Below are 20,049 nucleotides of genomic sequence, written 5' to 3' on the forward strand. Positions count from 1 at the left end.
GTCTTGTGCGATATGATTTTATGTTAATTCAATGCACATATAAGTTACATAATTCTTCTTTAACAAAGTTACGTTACTTTAATCTTAATAATTAAGACTCTAAGTTATGATTATTCTCAAATTGATCTCTTCTTATTTTAACCGCTTTGAAGGCGTAAATAATAAGCAAGCTGATGGCAACAAAAACCAATACTGTACCTACATAAAGTGCTATACTCGGGACACTCAATATCGCTTCGGTTTCAAAAACAACTCCCAATATACCAGACAACACATAACAACCGGTTGCAAGATACAACAAGGCACTAGCTCTTGTAAGCAATCCAAGTTGTTTAATTTTTCGTTCAGAAATTTTATGTTGATATGAGGAGCACTTATTAGACAGCAAGCTGCCAATCTCAGAACTCAAAGTCATCATTTGAGAGGTTGTAGACAAGATTAACATTCCTAATCCTGGAATAATCGTAATTGGTAAATACCAGTTCATAATTTAGTGCATAAAAATGTTCTATTCTATAGTATAAAGCCACTCTAAAATTTGTTGCTTTTCATTTTCCGACAATTTGGCATCGCTATGGATTTTAATATAAGATGGCAATGGCATTTTATCCTCTGTTATGTTCACGGCAATTTCTGAAATAACCCCAAGTTTATCTCTGCTATCTAATGTTGCCCAAGTCGAAAAATTAAGCTGTTCTTTACCTTCTTTTATATGATTATCTACAATCCAACTTATGGGAGCAATATGATCATACCAGAAATAATTAGTAGCATTAGAATGACAATTATAACACGAATTTTTGATGAGCTTCTTTACGTTTTCTGGTGCCTTCTCTTTAATTAAGAAATCATCCAAAGTTTCAGCTAATTGATCATTTTTATGAGGTCTATACAATTGTATTCCAATAAAACCAAGAGCTAAAATGATTAGAATTTTCCTTTTGACTGAGACCACCATTCTTTTTTATTTCAAATAGTTTCTAATACCATAACTGGCTAACACACCTTCTCCTGTTGCTGCTGCAACCTGCGCTATTGCGCCTTCTCTACAATCTCCGGCAGCAAAAATACCCTCAACAGATGTTTCAGCTAAATTTGTTGTTTTTATAAAGCCACGCTCGTCTAACTCAACGACATCTTTAAACGATTGGGTATTTGGGATTAAGCCAATAAAAATAAACGCACCATCTGCCTTGATAGTTGATATTTCATTGGTGAGATTATCCTTCACCTTTAGACCTTCAAAAAGATCATTTCCGTTTGATGTGAATTCGAGCGCTGTTTTATTCATAAAAGTTGATATATTATCCATTGATTTCAACTTTTCTATATAGGTTTCAGATGCACTAAACGCTTCCGACCTATGAATAATTTTAACGCTTTTACAAAATCCAGCCAAAAATATACCTTCTTCAAGTGCCGAATTTCCTCCTCCAATAACTATGATATCTTTATCTCGATAAAAGGCACCATCGCATGTTGCGCAAAAATGAATTCCAGATCCAATCAATTCCTCTTCATTAGGTATTTCTAACTTTCGATATGTAGATCCTGTCGACAAAACAACTGTTTTCCCTAAGTACGTTGTGCTTTTTGTTTGGACTTCAAACACATTGTCTTGTTTTTCAATGCCAATAACTTCTTCCCCTGTTTTAATAACTGCTCCGTACGTTTGGGCTTGCTCTTCCATTTTCTCCATTAATTTAGGTCCAGATATAGACTGAAAGCCAGGATAGTTTTCAATTTTTTCTGTTAAAAAAGCATTCCCTCCAATTGTAGATTTTTCTAAAATCAACGTATCAAATCGATCTCGTTGTCCATAGATTGAAGTTGTTAGACCTGCGGCTCCACCTCCAATAATGATTGTATCAAAAACCTTATGTTCCTTTTCCATATTTATGGAAAGTAGTTTTGTGAGCTCTGCATTATCTGGGTTTGTATAAGGTTGATTATCGATTAATATGGTTGGAATAATACGTTTTCCATTATTAATCTCTTCAACTTTTTGAGTAGCCCAATCATGTACATCTACATCTATAAATTGAAAATTAACACCATTATCTCTTAAAAAACGTTTAGCACGTCTACAATCTGGGCACCAATCTGCTCCAAATAATTGTACATGACCTTGATCATTTAGTCCTAACACTGCTGCCAATTCTACATTTTCAGGATTGGTATACGATTTTTCATTAATGATTAGTGTTGGAATAATGCGTTTTCCATTATTTATTGCCTCTACTTTGGCCGTCGCATCTTTATCCAAATCGACATCTATAAAGGTGTAATCAATATTGTTTTCTTTTAAATATGATTTGGCTCGTCGACAGTCTGGACACCAATCTGCTCCATAAAGTATAATGTCATTCATTGTGTATAAGTTTATGTAAATGTTATGGTTGTTAACTTGCCTTATGAATGGTAATATCTTTCTCTATATATTTTACCATCTTTCCATTCGGTAGCTACAATTTGCTCAGACACCATTGTCGTTCCATCTTTAAGTTTTAGTGTCATTATCGCGTCATAGAATGAATGATCTCCCTTTACAGCATAATTTCCAACTTCATAACCTATAAACTCTTCTAAATCATTATTAATAAAGTCATCTTCAAACTTTACACAATATGCTTTTCCAATTTTTGGCTCTCCATTTCCTTCGCGCAATTGTACGTCGTCGTGTAAATACGTTTCCATAGCTTCTATAAACTCACCTTTAGCTAATAATGAATGAATATGTTTTAGATTATTTTCAATTTGATTTTCCATTTGATTTTATTTTAAATTATTAATACTACAAATTTAAGGTACGACTTGGCGAATTGGCGTATCTATTTTTCCTAACAAATTGTACTTTTTTCCTTAAAATTCATAACTGAAGTGCCAACCACCAAAAACCCTAAAGTCTTGCCCAACTAATACCCCAGCTGTTGGTCCTAAGTGAATTTTTCCAAGTGTAAATGCAAATTCAGATTCTAAATAGCCCGATAATTCGGTATCTTTATGAGAGTTTGGCAATGATATACTTGGCCCAGTATTAACAGTTAAAAATGGCCACGGTTTATGACTTACCAATGCGGCAATCTCATGACCAACTCTTTGATTATCTTCAAACACAAAAGTATATCCAACACCAAAAGCCCATTTATGGGTAGTCCAATGTGTAAGATGAATTTCAGTTGCAAAATCACTTAAGGCCGTCTCGGTATTGTAAATAGATAATCCGGAAAGCACCAATTCTAATCCAGGCTCTTTAATATTATGATCCTGGGCTTTTGTTGAATGCCATATAAACATTATACAAACCAGGACGATTGTTTTTTTTACCATATATCAACTCTTAAAAAAAGCCCAAAAGCATACACATTATCTGCTTTTGGGCGACACTAAAACTATTTATGAAAATAGTTCAATAAACCAATGTATGCTATTAACGTTTTGCCGTGTTTTCTGGTGTAACCTCTTCGCCAACATTTTTCGCTGCTCTTAACACTGGATAATGTTGTGTAAACACAAAATCATCTGCAGCACTCGTATTATGACACGAATTACATTGCGCTGTTTTGAAAGGTTTACCTGTGGCTGCTAAAGTACCTTCGGTTGGGTTGGTAAAACTGAAATAAGCCCAATTCCCAGGCTCATCAGGAAAATGCTCTTTACTTTTAATAGTGGCTTCTAACCCAATAAAGTCACCCATAAAATAACCACTACCACTGGCAGCCGATTTACCACCTACACTAACCAGTTCTTTTATAAGAATCGTGCCCTCTCTCCAAACACCTGTCTTTTTATAATGTTTATAACTCATGGGATCAATGTAAACATTATGGAACTCTGGGAAGGCCGCCTTGCCATTGTTCATATCATTAGGAGTTAATGGTGTTCCTACATATATCCAAGTTCTGTAATCTACAGGGCGTACTAACTCACCATTAGAATCCATTGTGAAATATGTGGCCTTTACGTAGGCGTCATTGTCTTTGCATGATGTTATAATTATCATAACCATCATTACTACTAGTATGTGCTTTAATTTAGTCATTTTTGAAATTAGTTTTTAATTATTATTGTAATGGAAATGCTGTTCTAACCATATCTTTTCCAATAGTATGACAGCTTACACAACCTTCAACACCGTTACCTATAGCGGCAATTTTATCGGCATCTGAGGAATCAGTTACTTCATACCAAAACCATCCATTTCCATCATCAGATTTATCGTGTGTTTTAGCCATTACTGCCCAGCCAGCAGGGTTTTCATCGGCATCATACATTTCCTTTATAACAACAGAACCCAATGGGTGTTCTTCATTTCCATTTTCTAATGATTCAGCAAGGATGTTATTTATAAACACTTTAACTGGTAATCCCAATTTTTGATGTGGACCTAAAGATGGATGTAGTTCTTTTTCTTGGTTCGTATAGCTTTTATATTTACCCGATTTCAGATAGGCAAATAATTGTGCTTTCCCTAAAGGAATTTCTAATGTTAAGTTTTCGGGTGTTGGAGCAGATGCTTCCCATTTTCCAACTTTAGGTTTTGCCTCAGCCGACGCCATTCGAGCCGATGCATTCTCTGGAGTAATTGTTGCTCCAACGGCCTTTGCTGCCGACAAAATTGGATAGTGCTGTGTAAATACGAAATCGTCTGCAGCACTTGTATTATGGCACGAATTACACATTTTTGTCTCAAAGGCTTTACCTGTATTGGCTAAATCTCCTCCCTCGGGATTTGTAAAACTGAAATATGCCCAATTTCCAGGTTCGTTAGGAAAATGTTTTTTGCTTTTAATAGTGGCTTCTAACCCAATGAATTCTCCCATAAAATAACCACTACCACTTGCAGCAGACTTGCCTCCAACACTTATCAGTTCTTTTACTAAAATTGTTCCTTCTCTCCATGTTCCATGTTCTTTCCAATGGTCATAGCTCATGGGATCAATATAGACATTATGAAATTCTGGAAAAGCTGCTTTCCCTCCATTCATGTCATTTGGAGTAACTGGAGTCCCAACATACACCCAAGACCTGTAATCTTGTGGTCGTTCTAGATCTCCAGCGCTATTCATAGTAAAATAGGAGATGTCTTGATATCCTTCACCTTCGTTCTTACATGACCATGTAACTACGGCTATCATGGTAATGAGCAAACATATTTTATAGGTTTTTGTAAGCATAATTTTATCTGTTTTTGGTTAGTAATTAGTAAGTTTAAAATGTAATTTATTGATGTAATTATTATTCCAGAGGTTACCAATTTGAATTTCGGTCAAATCGAATGTTCCTTTCATTTTTTTGCAAATCATAAAAATCTTAAACATGTACATTTCATTTTTAGTTTTAGCTTTTTCAATTTTAAATTGAACAACCTCGGTGGCATTATTTAAAATGGTTTTCTTTATGTATTTAACCCAAGTTTGTTTTGGAATGAAACGTTGCTTGTTATTATAATTTACTTCTAGATAGTCATCGATATAGCGATTAATAGCTTCTTCTATTTTTTGATTCTTAAGAAGCATAAAGAACAAATCCTGATTGTCATTTTCATATGTTTTAATCGTATTGTCGTTTACTAAATCCATAAATAAAATATGTTAAAATTAACCTATTGAAATCCTATTATGTTGCACTTTTTTCCATATTACACTATGACTTAACACTTTGCATATTGTTGTCTGAATTTTTTTGCTGTAACACCTAGATGTTTTTTAAAAAACCGAGAGAAATAGGCTGGGTCATAAAACCCTACTTCAAAACAAATTTCCCTTATACTCTTATTTGTATAAACAATTAGTTTTTTACTTTCGAGTAAGAGTTTTTCCTTAATAATGTCACTTGGATTTTTGAGTTTGTTTTTTTGAAACAACCTGAGTAAGGTTTTAGGTTCAATATCCAATTGCGAAGCGTAATCTGAAACATTATGAAATATATTAAACTGCGCGCCCAATAATTCTCCAAAATAATTTATGTAATTGTCATCATCCTCGAATTTCTCGAGCAACGATGTCTTTAAAGTAGAACACATTGATGTCTTCAATTTATCTATGTCTATACAAGGGTTTGTTATTTCACGTTCTACGAGTGAAAACATAGTTTCTATTAATCTCGTTTCTCGGTTTTCTAGAAATAGAAGTGTGTGATTTCTAAAGTCCTTACGTGTTAGTTTATTAATATAACCACAGGAAAGTAATATCGATTGTGAAAAAATATCGGTATTAAACTCTATTAACTTTAGTTTAGATATGGCATTGCTTTGACAGCTAAATGTACAGCCTTCATCTAAGAGAACAACAGTGTTAGCCGGAATAACCATATCCAGATCATTTATACAGCAACTTATACTACAGTTAATATTCCATATCAAAACTGAAGCTACTCTAGTTTCAATAGTAAACGCTTCTGTTTTATACGCTCTTAAGCCTATATAAGGGTAATCATGTAACGATCCAATTTTTGATGGCATTTATGTATCTCTTTTTAGATACACAAAACTAGATATGAGGACCTCCTTAAACGTTAAACATTCTACCTGAATAGATGGCGATTTTCCTCAAATAGAACATAATTAGTAGATGTTCAACGTATTTTTCTTGAAGTAGATAGGAGATGTTCCTACCTGATTTTTAAAGAATTTTGAAAAATGAGATGCTTCAGAAAAACCTAATTCGTATCCAATCTCTTTAGATGATTTTTCAGAAAGCAATAATAATTTCTTTGCCTCAAGTATAATCCGATCATTGATGACTTGTAGAGGTGTTTTGTTATTATATTTTGTAAAAAGATTAGAGATTGTTTTAGGTGATTTATTTAGCAAATTGGCATAATCAGACACCTTATGTTTTTCTTTAAAGTTGGCTTCTACCAGTAAATTAAATTGTCTTATTATATCAACCTTAGACTGTTCCATTGACGGATCGATAATTGTCTTCTTTAAAAGTCTTACCGATTTAATAAGTAATCTTTTAAGTAAAACTCGTAACATTTCTCCTTGAACGTGATCTTTGGTTTCAAACTCTTCTTCGAAGAACATAAAATGTAGTTCAAAACTCTTTCGTTCCTTTTCGGTTAAATCTACAATGGCTGGAGCAGAAGATCCCAAAAACAAAAAACCGTTACAGGACACTTCATGGTCATGATCTCTAATACAATAAAATTCCCTGTCAAAAATTATTGAAATAGCCCCTTTTGAAAACGGCTCTATTTGAATCATATTAAAAGGCGTACAAAATAACACCTGATTTTTTTCAAGTGTAATTGAGTAACCATCGATACCCATATTTATTGCTGTATCCTTTGCCCATATAATTTTATAATAATCGCCTACCCCGAGCCTCTTTTCAAAAGAAGCACAATTAAAGTCTGTTAAGACCAAGTTTCCTTGTTCGGGATGTTTAGAGTATCTAAAATTCATTGTGCACTAAATTTGGTGGAGGTTAAATTGGAAAATTAAAGAGCTAGCGTCCGTAAACTTACATTATATTTTTTAAAAACATCTATGTGATAAAAAATTGAATACAATTGTAATATATTTTAACAACCGACGTTATTCCATGAAAAATTGCAGATATGTCTATTTCCATTGATGAAAGTAATCCATTAATTTTCGACAAATTAGACTGCAAAACGCGCATTAATTAAAGTTTAGTATTTTTACTAAATAAACCAATACTCTTTATGGAAACCTTAGTTCTCGAAGCTGAAAAGTATGTTGTAGGATTTTTAAATGAAAATTTAGATCCAAAATTTGTTTATCATAATCTTGCACATACACAACGTGTAGTTTCCAAGGTAAAAGAGCTTACTGAAAGTAGCAATCTTTCAGAAGATGAAAAACACATTCTAGTAATTGCAGCTTGGTTTCATGATACTGGATTTACAAAAACGATTGAAGGTCATGAAAAAGAAAGTGTACAAATTGCGGATCACTTTTTAAAATCTAAAGAGGTTGAAGCAACTACTATTGAGCTTATTTCTAATATTATTTTAGCTACACAAATGGGTTATGAGCCAAAAAACCAATTGGAAAGCATTATAAGAGATGCTGATTGTGCTCATGTATCTAGTAAAAACTACGATGAATTTGCCTCTTTATTACGTAAAGAATGGGAATTAACTCAAGACAAGTTTATTTCCAAACCTAATTGGGTTAATGATAACATTTCATTTTTAACCAATCACACATTTTATACAGACATAGCTGCAAGTAAATGGGAAAAACGAAAAGGAAAAAACTTAGCTAACCTTTTACAAAGTCAGAATAAGATTAAGGAAAATACCGAAAAATTAAAACAGAAAAAAGCAGAACTAAGTTTTAAAAAACATAAGTTAGATTTACCAGAACGTGGTATTGAAACCATGTTTAGAGTAGCGCTAAGAAATCATATCACTCTAAGTGATATTGCCGATACTAAAGCCAATATTTTGCTTTCTGTAAATGCTATTATTATCTCTTTAGTATTGTCAAATTTAGTATCTAAACTTGATAACCCTTCAAACGACTACCTCATTTGGCCAACAGTAATTTTTGCTGGGTTTACCGTTGCATCTATTGTATTATCTGTATTAGCCACAAGACCAAACGTTACTCAAGGAAAGTTTAACAAACAAGATGTTGCCGATAAAAAAGTTAATTTATTATTCTTCGGAAACTTTCATAAAATGAAACTTGATGAGTTTGAATGGGCCATGAACGAAATGATGCAAGACAGAGATTATCTTTACAGTTCGCTTACTAAAGATTTATATTTCTTAGGTCTCGTTTTAAATAGAAAATATAGTTTACTACGCAAAACGTACACAGTTTTTATGATAGGTATTGTTGTGAGTGTAATTGCTTTTGGTATTGCTTTTCAGACCTCAGGAATTCATCCTGGGCAATAAATCTGAACCTAAATAAAATAGTGGTTAGGCCTTAATTTCTTTCATTAAATCGTCATAAGTATAAAAGGACTTATCGTCTTGATCTGTGTGGTACAGTACACTTACACGTATTGCTTTTAAACCTGTAACCGCCTGTAAATCTTGTAATTCTACAATTTCCACATCGTCGTCCAAATACTTTTTAGATTGTAAGAATTTCACATATCTTAAATATTCTCTTTCGTCTTGCTTTTGAGAATATACAATACTTATCTTTCCTTTTTGAGTAACCCGTTCTGTAGTTCCTTTAATATAAGCCTTATCAACACGTTTTTTTACAATTTCATATCTGGCATTATAAGTACCATCTACATCAAATTGTTTTTCATCCATTCTAAAGCTAATAGACAAAGGTTGATTAAACACTAAAACCATCGATGCTACATCCAACTTTACAGGAAAATCAGATTGCATAAGATAAAAGGCATTCTCCATTTCACACATCACCTGCAATTGCCACAATCTCAAATTATACAAATAGATTGGGTTGAAACTATCCTCTTTGGTAATAGACTCTCCAATATACATGTTATGCTCAACGCCATCGGTTTTAAAACGCTCAAAATAATGAGGATACATAGCCTGAGCATCTATTTGCTTTTTATCTAAAAGTGCTGCCATTTCCTTATTTACTAAAGTAATGGTATCATCGTAATCCTTTCTATGTTGATACAACACATTGACCTTATCGTCTATGCTGTCAAAGTAAGATTTTACTTGACCTCTTAACTCATTATCATTTTTAAAATGCTCTAATAATGGATCAATATCTTTTCGTATAAATGCCGAAATTTGCTGCTCACTATCCACCTGAAAATGGGTATTGAGCCCATCTAAATAATCATTTATTTGATATAAGTATTGCTCGTAAATTGGTAAGTTTTCAATTTTTAGTGCATTTTCAATTATTGCTTTAATAGCATTCAACTGAATAGTTAAATCCTGTTGTGTAGCCCAATTTCTTGCATTGGACGACCCTTTAATATCAATTTGACCATATAATGGGTAGATATTATCAAAAGCAATTTTATTAAAACTAGGTTCATTTCCATTAAGTTGATCCTTAATAAATCGTCTTGCTTCCTTTTCAAAACGCCAATTTACACTAGGATGTATAGACGTACATTCTTGCTGAATAATAGCTTCAATTAGGTTCTGTTCTTCATTTTTTGAACGTTCAACAGCAGATACAATAAATGGCATAACATCTACCAATTTATTAGCATTTATACTGTTCAGAACTTTAGGTTGTTCAGATACTATTTCTAAAATTCCCATTAAACCTTCATCATTAGCTATTGGAGCTAATATGGCGCTTTTAATATTTTGGTCCTTCAATGTTTTATACTGAGGTGCTTTACCTTTTGAAAGTTCATAATACCTATCAACATCAGAAATGGCATAGAAATTCTTTTCTCTAAGTAAGGTCTCATAAGACATACTACAGAGTGCATTTTTACATGAATTAACTTCTAAGTTATTAAGTAAGAAGCTATTCATAGCAACGCCATAAACACGTTCAAATGCATCTTCTTCATCATTATAAATTGAAAATCCAACCTTAATATCTTTAAGGCCTAATAGTGATCGAAAAACTTCTTGAAAGTCTTCCATAAATCCTTCGTCTTTCCTTTTATCTTCACCAATTAATGTTGTTTTGATATTGGAAATAGATTGATCGTCTGTAACATTAAAAATATTAGAGATAACAAATCCTTTAAAGGTATAACTGTTAGGTGGAAACTTCTCCTTCCACAAGGCCATGTTCTCGAAATTATCTAATAATTCATCTACATCTTCTTGTGTGATTTTTGGTGCGTTCTTTGCAGGAATAATTTCTGTAAAATCTGCATTATATAATATTTTATAAAATTGCATAATACCATTGGCATCTGGAATTTCATAATAAAAAGGTCTTTTGAAATTAATATTGTGACCATAGCAAAATGCTAAGATAATAGTACATGCAATAATATACTTATCATCCTTAGGCATGTTTTTGATTTCTAATTCAAAATCATCACCTGCCGTTTCTATAATGGTTTTAAAACGTTCAGAAGAATTAAAAATAAGGTTATGGAAAGGAACTGACGCTGTTTTGATTTCATTTTTTGTCAATACAGGGCTAAAAGAATCTTGTAAAATAATACTAATTTCTTTTTCTCTTTCTTTTAGGATAGAAGGATCGCTAAACCCTTCACTTAATTCAGGGTAACCTTCAGCTGTTTTAAGGACACGTCTAGCCTTAGCAGCAATGAATTCATCTTCACTTTTTGCCAATTCTTCATAGTGCTCAAGTAGTTTATTAAAACTAACCTTAAGTTTAAATGGAGATTCTATATTCTCATTTATATCACTCATACCAACTGTTTCTTGCATGCAAAGTTACGAATTAATAGTTAAATCGTTATTAATTAAGACTTCACTCGTGGCAGAATGTTACAAGAATTTATGTTAAAAATGTAAGATTTATTCTCTATAAAGTTAGATTCGTAAAAATTATCATGGTCATTTAGGACTAAATATCCCAAAAAAATAAATCAAACTGACGATCCAAGGTCGTTACTTTTTCATGATACTAATCGCTACACCACCTCCTTGCGCCAATTTCAATTTTAATTTAGAATTTTGGTTAACTGTAATGGTTTCAATAGTAATCGCAAGCGGGTTTTTATCCCAATGTGCATCTTTTCCATCTTTATAAATTGTAGCAGTATACTCTTGGTTAGGCTCCAAAAAGTCAAAACTCAAGTCTATGTCTCGAGCGTTTTCATCGGTTATGCTTCCTAAAAACCAGTTACCTGTTTCACGTTCTTTACGTGCAATTGTGACATAGTCACCAACTTCTCCATTTAAAACTCTTGTTTCGTCCCAATCTACGCCAACATCTTTTATAAATTGCATAGGCTCTGGATTGGCTTCATAATGCTCTACTAAATCTGCTGCCATCTGTATGGGACTATAAATGACAACATACAATGCTAATTGTTGCGCTAAAGTGGTATTAACTTGGTTTTCAGATTTATATTCATCAAATTTTATATTGAAAATTCCAGGTGTAAAATCTATTGGTCCAGCCAGCATCCTTGTAAATGCCACAATTGGTAAATGTTCAGGAGGATTTCCTCCATCTTGAGCCCAAGCATTAAATTCTTGTCCGCGAAGCCCCTCTCGCGAAATGGTATTTGGATATGTTCGTCTTAAACCTGTTGCTTTAATAGGCTCGTGAGCATTAATCGCAACTTCGTACTTAGCAGCTTTTTCAACAGTATTGTTATAATGGTTGACCATATATTGTCCATGATGATATTCTCCTTTCGGAAGAATTTTACCTACATAACCTGTTTTTACGGCATGCATTCCATATTTTTTCATCAATGCAAAGGCTGCATCCTGCTGTTTTGTATAGGTTTCTGTTGCTGCAGAAGATTCATGATGCATAATAATGGAGACACCTTTTTCTTTTCCATAGCGCACCACTTCATCTATATCATAATCGGGATAAGTCGTTACAAAATCAAAAACACCTTCTCTATCTTCAAAACCAATCCAACGCTCCCAGCCAGTATTCCATCCTTCTACCAAAACACCCTTAATGTTATTTTGAGCGGAAAAGTCTATTAATCGTTTTACATTTTCTGTTGTTGCTCCATGTCTGCCATGAGCCTTCCCTGTATCTACCCATTGACCATCAATCATTTCCATTCCATAATCCCATGACGATTTTCCTAAATGCATTTCCCACCAAACACCAGTATATTTCATAGGTTTAATCCAAGATACATCTCCTAATTTATTTGGTTCATTAAGGTTTACGATAAGATTAGATGCAATTAAATCTGGAGCATTATTTGTAATTTGAATGGTTCTCCAAGGCGTGTGAAAAGGTAATGTACGCTTCACTTTATAAGGCTTATTCTCTGTACCGACTAAATGACTTTCAAGGCTAAGATTGTCTGTATCAACTTTCAAAGTCATTCCAGAATAATCGACTAAAGCTGCTTCATGAAAACTCAAATGTGTACCGTCGTCACCAACCATAGTCACAGGTGTGTTGACAGCGTTTTCTGGAATATAAGTCTGCGCCAAGTTAACATGACCAACATATTTTAAAGCATCAATTTCAGAAAGTTTTGTTGTACTGTATAAGTGCTCATAAATATCCCAATCTCCTGGTATCCAAAACGTCTTATAATCTTGAGTTAAATTAAATTGTGTGCGTTCTTCTAAAATCTCAACAGCCTTAAGTCTAGCCTGTTCTGGAAATTCGTATCTAAATCCAACACCATCGTCATAAACTCTAAACACTACATTAAGAAATCGCTCGGGAGACACTTTTTCTTGCAACATTATTTTTAATTCCCTGTAATTATTAACAACATCTTTCTGCTCTCCCCAAGGCATCTGCCAAGTTTCTATATTCGTTTTTGTTTCAGAATTTTTAATAATAAAGTTCTTATCAAATGCAGGTGCATCTTTAAACTCAAAACCTAAATACGACGTGTCAATTATGACATTACCATCTCGCATTACTAAATAATACGGCTGACCCTCTTCTGAAAGATTAAAACTCAATTTAAGTTGACCATTTGAAGACACTGCTTCAAAGGTTTTTTTCTCGTCGAAAGCATTACAAGAAAATAATAAACAGGTTAAGATTAAAGGGATAATTATTCGCATATCTTTATTATTTCTGTTCTAAAAGAACCATATCAAATTCTGAATCTATAGTTACTGTTCCGTTCTTCACGGTCACGTCTTGATTAGAGTACGCATCATGAAGCAGATCATCATCTTTATATATTTCAGAAACATTTATTGTTTTATTTCCTTTTGGTAAATCTAATCCAACAACTACTAAGTCCTTAAAGTTTCCGTCAGAAAAACTTCTGTAAAACACATAAGGTTCTTGTGTAATCATTTGGTGCACTCCTGCACCAACAGCAGGATGATTAACTCTAAACTGTCCTAGTTTTTGCCAATGTTCTAGCACTTTATTTTCTTTAACGTCATCCCAATTCATCATTGAGCGCAAGGTCGCATCTCCAATTGTACCATCTACAACCAAATTTCTAGCCGATTCGTCTCCATAATATATTTGAGATGTTCCTGGAGTAAGCAAGAGCATTGTTCCTGTTTCGTATGCCTTTGTTCGCTCTGGGTCAAAAGGTTGTCCGTCATCATGTGAGCTCAAGTAATTTAATATACCGTAGCCTTTTAAATTCGTATGTAACTCATCTGAGTAACGTTTAAACACCTCTTCCTTAGATTGCTGAGCAACATTCCATTTTAGTTCAAAATTAATCAGACTCGTAAAAGCGTCATCAAAATAATTTACTTTTCTATCTCCAAAATCATAAGCTTTTCCAGAAGATATTCCATAGCCATAGACTTCGCCAACCAAATAAAAATCGTTGCTATCGAGTACCTCGTTTTTATGATTTTGTTTCCACGTTTTAAAAGCGTAATCGCATTCATTTTTAAACTCTTGCCATACATATTCTTCGGTATGTTTTACAGTATCAACTCTATAACCATCAATTCCAAATTCGGTAATATAATCTGTTAGCCATTTCATGATATAAAAGCGTGGCGCTCTAGGGTAACCCGTTCTTTCGAAAAACGCGTTAAGTTCTGCGATTTCCTCTTCGTAACGTCCTTCTGCTTTCCATTTTTCTACTAACTGAGGTGGTAATTCAACGGCTTCGTTGCTTTCTGTTTTAATGTCTGGTAAATTCTTTACCAAAGTACAGGTAATTGTATTCTCGTAATTAGTGTATTGACATTGAGGTTCGGTTCTCACCCATTCGCTTGGCCAAACTGGATCTTGTTCGGTCACTGGCCCAGTATGATTAATTACAGCATCTAAAAGAATTCTTATGCCTTTATCATGAGCCACTTTCACTAGTTGTTTTAAGTCTTCTTTTGTCCCGTAGTTAGGATCAATGGCAGTCCAATCTTTTGTCCAATACCCATGAAAACCATATGTTACACCTGTACCTTCATCTGTCCCTCCATGAATTTGCTCTACAATTGGTGTCATCCATATAGCGTTAACACCTAAATCTGTAAAATAACCTTCCTCTATTTTTTGGGTTATCCCTTTAAGATCTCCACCCTTAAAACCACGAAGTTTTCCAGTTTCTTTAGTCCTTTCGAAGTTAATATCATTAGCTGTATCGCCATTATTAAATCGATCTGTCAACAAAAAATACAAATTCGCAGCTTCCCAAACAAAAGGTGTTTTAGGTTTCACATCTGTCGCTTCTTTTGGTGTTTTTTGACAAGAAATTATCATCGTAAAACTGCATACTATCAAAAATAAATGCTTCATAGGTTATTGTATTAATATTTTATACTCCCAAGGTTGAAGTGTTAGCGCTTCTCCAGCTTTCAATTCTATGTTGCTATCGGTCATAAAATCTACAAATGTGCCTGATGTTGTGCTATTAAACATTTGTTCGTTGTTAGAAAAGTTGCCAATAAATCTAATTTTTGACTTTCCTTTTTTTCTTACCATATCTAGCACATGCTCATTATTACTCACTAAACTCACAAAGGCAGCTCCATTTCGACCTCCATGTAGCGCCTCATTTTCTTGTTTTAGTACGGCTAACTTTTCTAATAATTGCCATGTCTTACCTTTGACTTTTGGTATAGAATCTTTTTCGAAAAATTTAAGTCGGTGAGCCAAATCATACTCTTGGCCTGTGTAAATTAATGGCATTCCTTTTTGCATATAACTAAAAACGGTCATGAGTTCTGAGGCGTCTCCCATGCGCTCTTTAATTGTTCCGTTCCAGGAATTCTCGTCATGATTAGTTACAAAATTCATGAGGATATCATTGGTTTCATAGTCTTTAAATATCTTGGTGGTATAGGCCTCAAAATCTTTGAGGTTTTTTTCTCCTTTTGCCAAGCTATTCAATAAATGGTGACCATCCCATGCGTATGCCATATCAAACAAGTCGTTTCCTTTCATTAATTCTGGTTCCCAGGCTTCAGCAAGCATAAAAATATCTTTTTGCTTACGTAATTCAGGAATTGTTTCTTGCCAAAAATCTAATGGTACCGATCCTGCAACATCACATCTAAATCCATCAACACCTTCTTTGGTAATCCAATAACTCATATCGTCTAGCATGTCCTTACGCATCGATTTATTATCATAGTTTAAATCGGCAACATCTGTCCAATCTGTCCCTTCTGGGTGAATCACTTCTCCATCTTCATTTTGTGTATAATAATCAGGATTGGTTTTTAGCCATTCGTGATCCCATCCTGTATGATTAGGAACCCAGTCTAAGATAACATACATACTATTTTTGCGAGCCATATTAACGAGTTCTCTAAAATCCTCTATCGTCCCGAATTCTGGATTTATCTTTGTGAAATCTGTTACAGCATAATAACTTCCTAAATATTTGCTTTGTTCATCTTCAGGGAAATCTGAAGCAAATTTACTATCTCGACCACCAGTTGCTTTTCGCTTCGTTTCCGAAATTGGAAACACAGGCATTAACCAAATAATCTTAACACCCAATTTTTTAAGCTCTGGGATATCTTTTGTGAATTCTTGAAACGTGCCTTCGGGTGAATATTGACGAATATTGGCTTCATAAATTATTGCGCTTTCTAAAATATCTTCGGAAATTGGTGCTAAAATATCCTCTGATGTTTTGTCTTCAATGAGTACAGGCTCATCTTTTTTATCTGTTTTACAAGACCAGACCAATACTGCAATTAGAGCTATAGTTAATACGTTTTTCATTGAATTAGTTATTTAGTTTTATTTCAATTTTTATTTCTTCTTCAGAAGTATTCCAAATAAATGGTTGTGTAATCATTTTGGTTTCATCATTCCAACCAACCAATACAGTTTCCCCATTAATTTTAATTTTTTTGGGTTTCTTTATAATATTATGAATTGTCAGAACAATTAGTTTTGAAGATTTATAATTGATATTTATTTTATGTCTTAGTTCAAATCTTAATTTATTCCCTTTTCTTTTAGACTGAAATTCTAAAATTTCATACTCTTTTGTTTGAATGTTATCTGTTGATTTACCATCATCAGAATACATTTTACGTTTACTTTGTGTGACCGAATCATCATGAAAATAATGCAACTGAATTTTATTAGAGTCTAAATTTTTTGTACTATTTATGGCTTCTGTCATCGGAACAAAAGCTCCTGCTCTCACATAAGTTGGAATAGAATTCTCCTTAGTTGCTACAGTTCTTGTTTGTCCGCCTTCAATTCGCTCATCTGTATAAAAATCAAACCATATATTGTCATTCGGAAAATAAACTTCTTTTTCTTTTTGTCCGGCTTTCAAGATTGGAGCCACAAGGATGTCCTTTCCCCATAAGTATGCATCTGAATACGTAAATAAATCTAAATTATCCAGTTCATCAAAAAACAAAGGGCGCATCAAAGGTGCTCCAGTTTGATTATTCTCATACATCAAATTGTAATTGTATGGTAATAATTTATACCGTAATTCAATGGCCTGTTTCGCTAAGGCTTTTACTTTATCACTTCTAAATACCGGTTCACTTGGCACATCTTCTTGCGCATGCGGGCGATAGATAGGTTGAAATACGCCGTATTGAAGCCATCGCACATACAATTCATCATCTAGGTTAGCACCTGCAAATCCACCTAAATCACTGTGCATATATGCTAGCCCTTGCATTCCCATTTGAAGTGCTATTTCGGGTTGAGATTGTAGACCTCCCCAAGTTCTATTCACATCACCAGACCAAGGGATCATACCATAGCGTTGTGAGCCTGAATACCCAGCGCGCATTAAAACAAATGGTCGTAAACTCGGATTGGCTTTTAAGCTAGATTCATAAACCAATTTTGCCCAATCATGACCATAGATATTATGAACTTCGTCGGCTGTGCCATTAGCATGAATTAAAGCAGATGGGTGTACTTCGGGTTCTCCTAAATCTCCCCAAAAACCACTAACACCTAATTGAGACAAGTCTTTATAAATAGCATCAAACCATTCCTTTCCTTTATTGCTATAGATATCAATTAGACCTGTATTACCAAAGTAAAAATCATAGGTAAATGGTTGTCCTAAAGAATCTTTAGCCAGAATATCTTTTCTAACCGCTTCATCCCAACGATTAGATGTTGTTAATACAAAAGGCTCTGTAATAAGAATGGTTTCCACATTTCTAGCCTTTAAATCGGCAATCATTTGCTTTGGGTTTGGAAATGAATCGCGATCAAATGCCAAGTTTCCCATGGTCCCTTTAATGTCTTTCCCAAACCAATATAAATCAAGAATAATAGCATCTACAGGAATATTATCAGCTTTAAATTTATCGATGGTTTCAATAACTTCATTTTGAGAATGATACCCAAATCTGCTTGAGAAATTACCTAAAGCCCAACGAGGTAACATTGGTTGTTTCCCTGTTAAATCTGTATAATTATCGACGATATCATACCAGGTTTCACCAACAACAACTTGATAGGTTTTACGACCAGAAATGGTTTCATAGGTCAGGGTATTGTCACTTTTACTATCTAAGTCTAAAAACCCAATTGGAGCATTATCAAAATGGATTAAATACTTGTTGGACGATATCACAATTGGCAATGTATAATTCATTAATTCTGAATGTGTCTCATATCCATAATGAGCGCGATTGTACAATTGCAATCGGTTACCACGGCGATTCATACCAAGAGCACGTGCGCCTCCACCATATAAGACCTCATCTTTAGTTAGTTCAAATTGTATGGTTTCTAGACTGTCATTTTTAATATAGCCTGCCTTTTCAGAAATAATATGTTTGTCCTTGAAATAGTATGCAATCTGAAATGGTGATTTTTTAACAACGACATAGAGTCCATTAGTTTTAAGCAAAACATCGGCACCTCGTTCAGTAATTTGAACATTGGAGGTTTCAGGTTTTAATACTACAGCATGTGAATTTTCATTTAAAGACTCCTCAAGAGGAACAAATGTGGTTTCTATAATTTCAGAAGAAAAAGGCTTAATCATATAGTACCCATCACTCACATTAACTTTTAAACTTGTTCCTTGTGTTTCGGCACTTTTAAATAGACGATTAGGGTTTTGGCTAAACCCTATAGCAACACAGAAAATGGTAATTAATGTAAGTAAAAATGTCTTCATTTAGTGTCCTAATAAAAATAGTAATGGTTGATCAAATCGTTTGTTCCATGAATTTTCTGAGTGGTCTGTACCATCAAAAAATAGGTTAACAGCATTCGTTTTGGTATATCCTTTTTGTTTTAAAATCTTGTCTACTCTTGGCGCATATTGCGGATAAAACTGGTCTAAAGTCTTGTTTCCATAATCAAAATATAACTTGTGATTTTTAGACGAAGGTAAATTTGCCTCCATATATTGGAATATAGCTTCAGGTAAGGGGTTAAACTCTGCTGGTGCACCTCCAACCCAATGCGTTGAGATACAAGCAGCACCTCCAAAAATATCTGGATATTCCGAAATAGCGTACATAGACATTAGACCGCCCATACTGGAACCCGCTACAAACGTATGCTCTTGTGTAGGTATAGTTGCGTAAGTTTTATCAATAATAGGTTTTAATTCTTCTACAATAAATTTGAGATAGTTATCTCCACTGAGTTTAGTATCCTTATTTGCATTAGCTGCTCTTTCAAACAATTTTTGAATGGTTTCTTTATCTAAACTTTCAAAAGCCTTTTGTGGAAATAAATCCATCCATCTTATTTGTGGAATATTATGAACGCCAACCACGATAAAATCTCTAGTCTTTTTACTATTCATTAATTTAGATGCCCAATCGTCTACTTTCCATTCTTGCTTATTCCAAGTGGTTGTAGAATCAAATAAATTTTGACCATCGTGCATATAAAGCACTGCATATTTTTTCTTGGGTGAGTAATCTTTTGGTAGCCAAACATCAACAGGTCTTGCCTTAATATATTGAGAAGGAAAAGCCTCAGCCCTGTATAAACTACCTTCATAAAGTACAGCGTCTTTAAGTTGTTCAAACGAGACGTCCTTTGTTTTGGATGGGCTCTTACTTTGAGATTGGCAGCTTAAGTTGCACATTACTACCGATAAAAATGCTAAAACAAATGTTTTCATA

At 33.8% G+C, this 20,049-nt stretch carries 17 protein-coding genes; 1 reads left to right on the forward strand and 16 read right to left on the reverse strand.

What is annotated here, in order from left to right:
- Window positions 1-91 precede the first annotated feature (91 nt).
- The 10 genes from Q0787_RS02200 to Q0787_RS02245 form a co-directional block, all read right to left on the reverse strand.
- Window positions 92-487, reverse strand: a complete 396-nt coding sequence (locus Q0787_RS02200; protein WP_298900574.1) for a hypothetical protein — start codon at window positions 485-487, stop codon at window positions 92-94.
- Window positions 488-508: 21 nt separating this feature from the next.
- Window positions 509-958: a heme-binding domain-containing protein gene (locus Q0787_RS02205; protein ID WP_298900575.1), complete on the reverse strand. Its 450-nt coding sequence runs from the start codon at window positions 956-958 to the stop codon at window positions 509-511.
- A gap of 6 nt (window positions 959-964) precedes the next feature.
- A complete protein-coding gene (locus Q0787_RS02210; protein ID WP_298900576.1) occupies window positions 965-2,371 on the reverse strand; it encodes an FAD-dependent oxidoreductase in 1,407 nt (468 codons plus the stop codon).
- 41 nt (window positions 2,372-2,412) lie between these two features.
- Entirely contained in the window at window positions 2,413-2,769 is a 357-nt protein-coding gene (locus Q0787_RS02215; protein ID WP_298900577.1) for a hypothetical protein, read from the reverse strand.
- A gap of 93 nt (window positions 2,770-2,862) precedes the next feature.
- Complete coding sequence (locus Q0787_RS02220; RefSeq protein WP_298900578.1) at window positions 2,863-3,330, reverse strand: hypothetical protein; 468 nt, start codon at window positions 3,328-3,330, stop codon at window positions 2,863-2,865.
- A gap of 100 nt (window positions 3,331-3,430) precedes the next feature.
- Window positions 3,431-4,042 (reverse strand): cytochrome P460 family protein, encoded by a 612-nt coding sequence (locus Q0787_RS02225; protein WP_298900579.1) that lies wholly within the window; start codon window positions 4,040-4,042, stop codon window positions 3,431-3,433.
- Between the two features lie 22 nt (window positions 4,043-4,064).
- The gene (locus Q0787_RS02230; protein ID WP_298900580.1) at window positions 4,065-5,177 is read right to left on the reverse strand and encodes a cytochrome P460 family protein; all 1,113 of its coding nucleotides are present in this window, start codon (window positions 5,175-5,177) and stop codon (window positions 4,065-4,067) included.
- Window positions 5,178-5,195: 18 nt separating this feature from the next.
- A complete protein-coding gene (locus tag Q0787_RS02235; RefSeq protein ID WP_298900581.1) occupies window positions 5,196-5,582 on the reverse strand; it encodes a hypothetical protein in 387 nt (128 codons plus the stop codon).
- A gap of 71 nt (window positions 5,583-5,653) precedes the next feature.
- The gene (locus Q0787_RS02240) at window positions 5,654-6,463 is read right to left on the reverse strand and encodes a helix-turn-helix transcriptional regulator (RefSeq protein WP_298900583.1); all 810 of its coding nucleotides are present in this window, start codon (window positions 6,461-6,463) and stop codon (window positions 5,654-5,656) included.
- 102 nt (window positions 6,464-6,565) lie between these two features.
- Entirely contained in the window at window positions 6,566-7,411 is an 846-nt protein-coding gene (locus Q0787_RS02245) for a helix-turn-helix transcriptional regulator (RefSeq protein ID WP_298900585.1), read from the reverse strand.
- A gap of 263 nt (window positions 7,412-7,674) precedes the next feature.
- Here Q0787_RS02245 and Q0787_RS02250 point away from each other — a divergent pair, with 263 nt between their 5' ends.
- Window positions 7,675-8,880: a Pycsar system effector family protein gene (locus Q0787_RS02250; RefSeq protein WP_298900587.1), complete on the forward strand. Its 1,206-nt coding sequence runs from the start codon at window positions 7,675-7,677 to the stop codon at window positions 8,878-8,880.
- A gap of 24 nt (window positions 8,881-8,904) precedes the next feature.
- Here the strand turns inward: Q0787_RS02250 and Q0787_RS02255 are convergent, their stop codons facing one another.
- The 6 genes from Q0787_RS02255 to Q0787_RS02280 all read right to left on the reverse strand — a co-directional run bounded on the left by Q0787_RS02255 (window position 8,905) and on the right by Q0787_RS02280 (window position 20,048).
- Window positions 8,905-11,298, reverse strand: a complete 2,394-nt coding sequence (locus tag Q0787_RS02255) for a GAF domain-containing protein (RefSeq protein WP_298900588.1) — start codon at window positions 11,296-11,298, stop codon at window positions 8,905-8,907.
- 183 nt (window positions 11,299-11,481) lie between these two features.
- Window positions 11,482-13,599 carry a glycoside hydrolase family 97 protein gene (locus tag Q0787_RS02260; protein ID WP_298900589.1) on the reverse strand — a complete coding sequence of 706 codons (2,118 nt, stop codon included), beginning with the start codon at window positions 13,597-13,599 and terminating at the stop codon, window positions 11,482-11,484.
- Window positions 13,600-13,606: 7 nt separating this feature from the next.
- Window positions 13,607-15,253 (reverse strand): alpha-amylase family glycosyl hydrolase, encoded by a 1,647-nt coding sequence (locus Q0787_RS02265; protein ID WP_298900590.1) that lies wholly within the window; start codon window positions 15,251-15,253, stop codon window positions 13,607-13,609.
- A 3-nt stretch (window positions 15,254-15,256) separates the two neighbouring features.
- Complete coding sequence (locus Q0787_RS02270) at window positions 15,257-16,690, reverse strand: alpha-amylase family glycosyl hydrolase (RefSeq protein ID WP_298900591.1); 1,434 nt, start codon at window positions 16,688-16,690, stop codon at window positions 15,257-15,259.
- A 4-nt stretch (window positions 16,691-16,694) separates the two neighbouring features.
- Window positions 16,695-19,085, reverse strand: a complete 2,391-nt coding sequence (locus Q0787_RS02275; protein WP_298900592.1) for a TIM-barrel domain-containing protein — start codon at window positions 19,083-19,085, stop codon at window positions 16,695-16,697.
- Window positions 19,086-20,048, reverse strand: a complete 963-nt coding sequence (locus Q0787_RS02280) for an alpha/beta hydrolase-fold protein (protein ID WP_298900593.1) — start codon at window positions 20,046-20,048, stop codon at window positions 19,086-19,088. It abuts the gene before it with no gap.
- Window position 20,049: the final 1 nt, after the last annotated feature.

Origin of the sequence: uncultured Psychroserpens sp., from assembly GCF_947492715.1 — a bacterium.
Lineage (GTDB): Bacteria > Bacteroidota > Bacteroidia > Flavobacteriales > Flavobacteriaceae > Psychroserpens.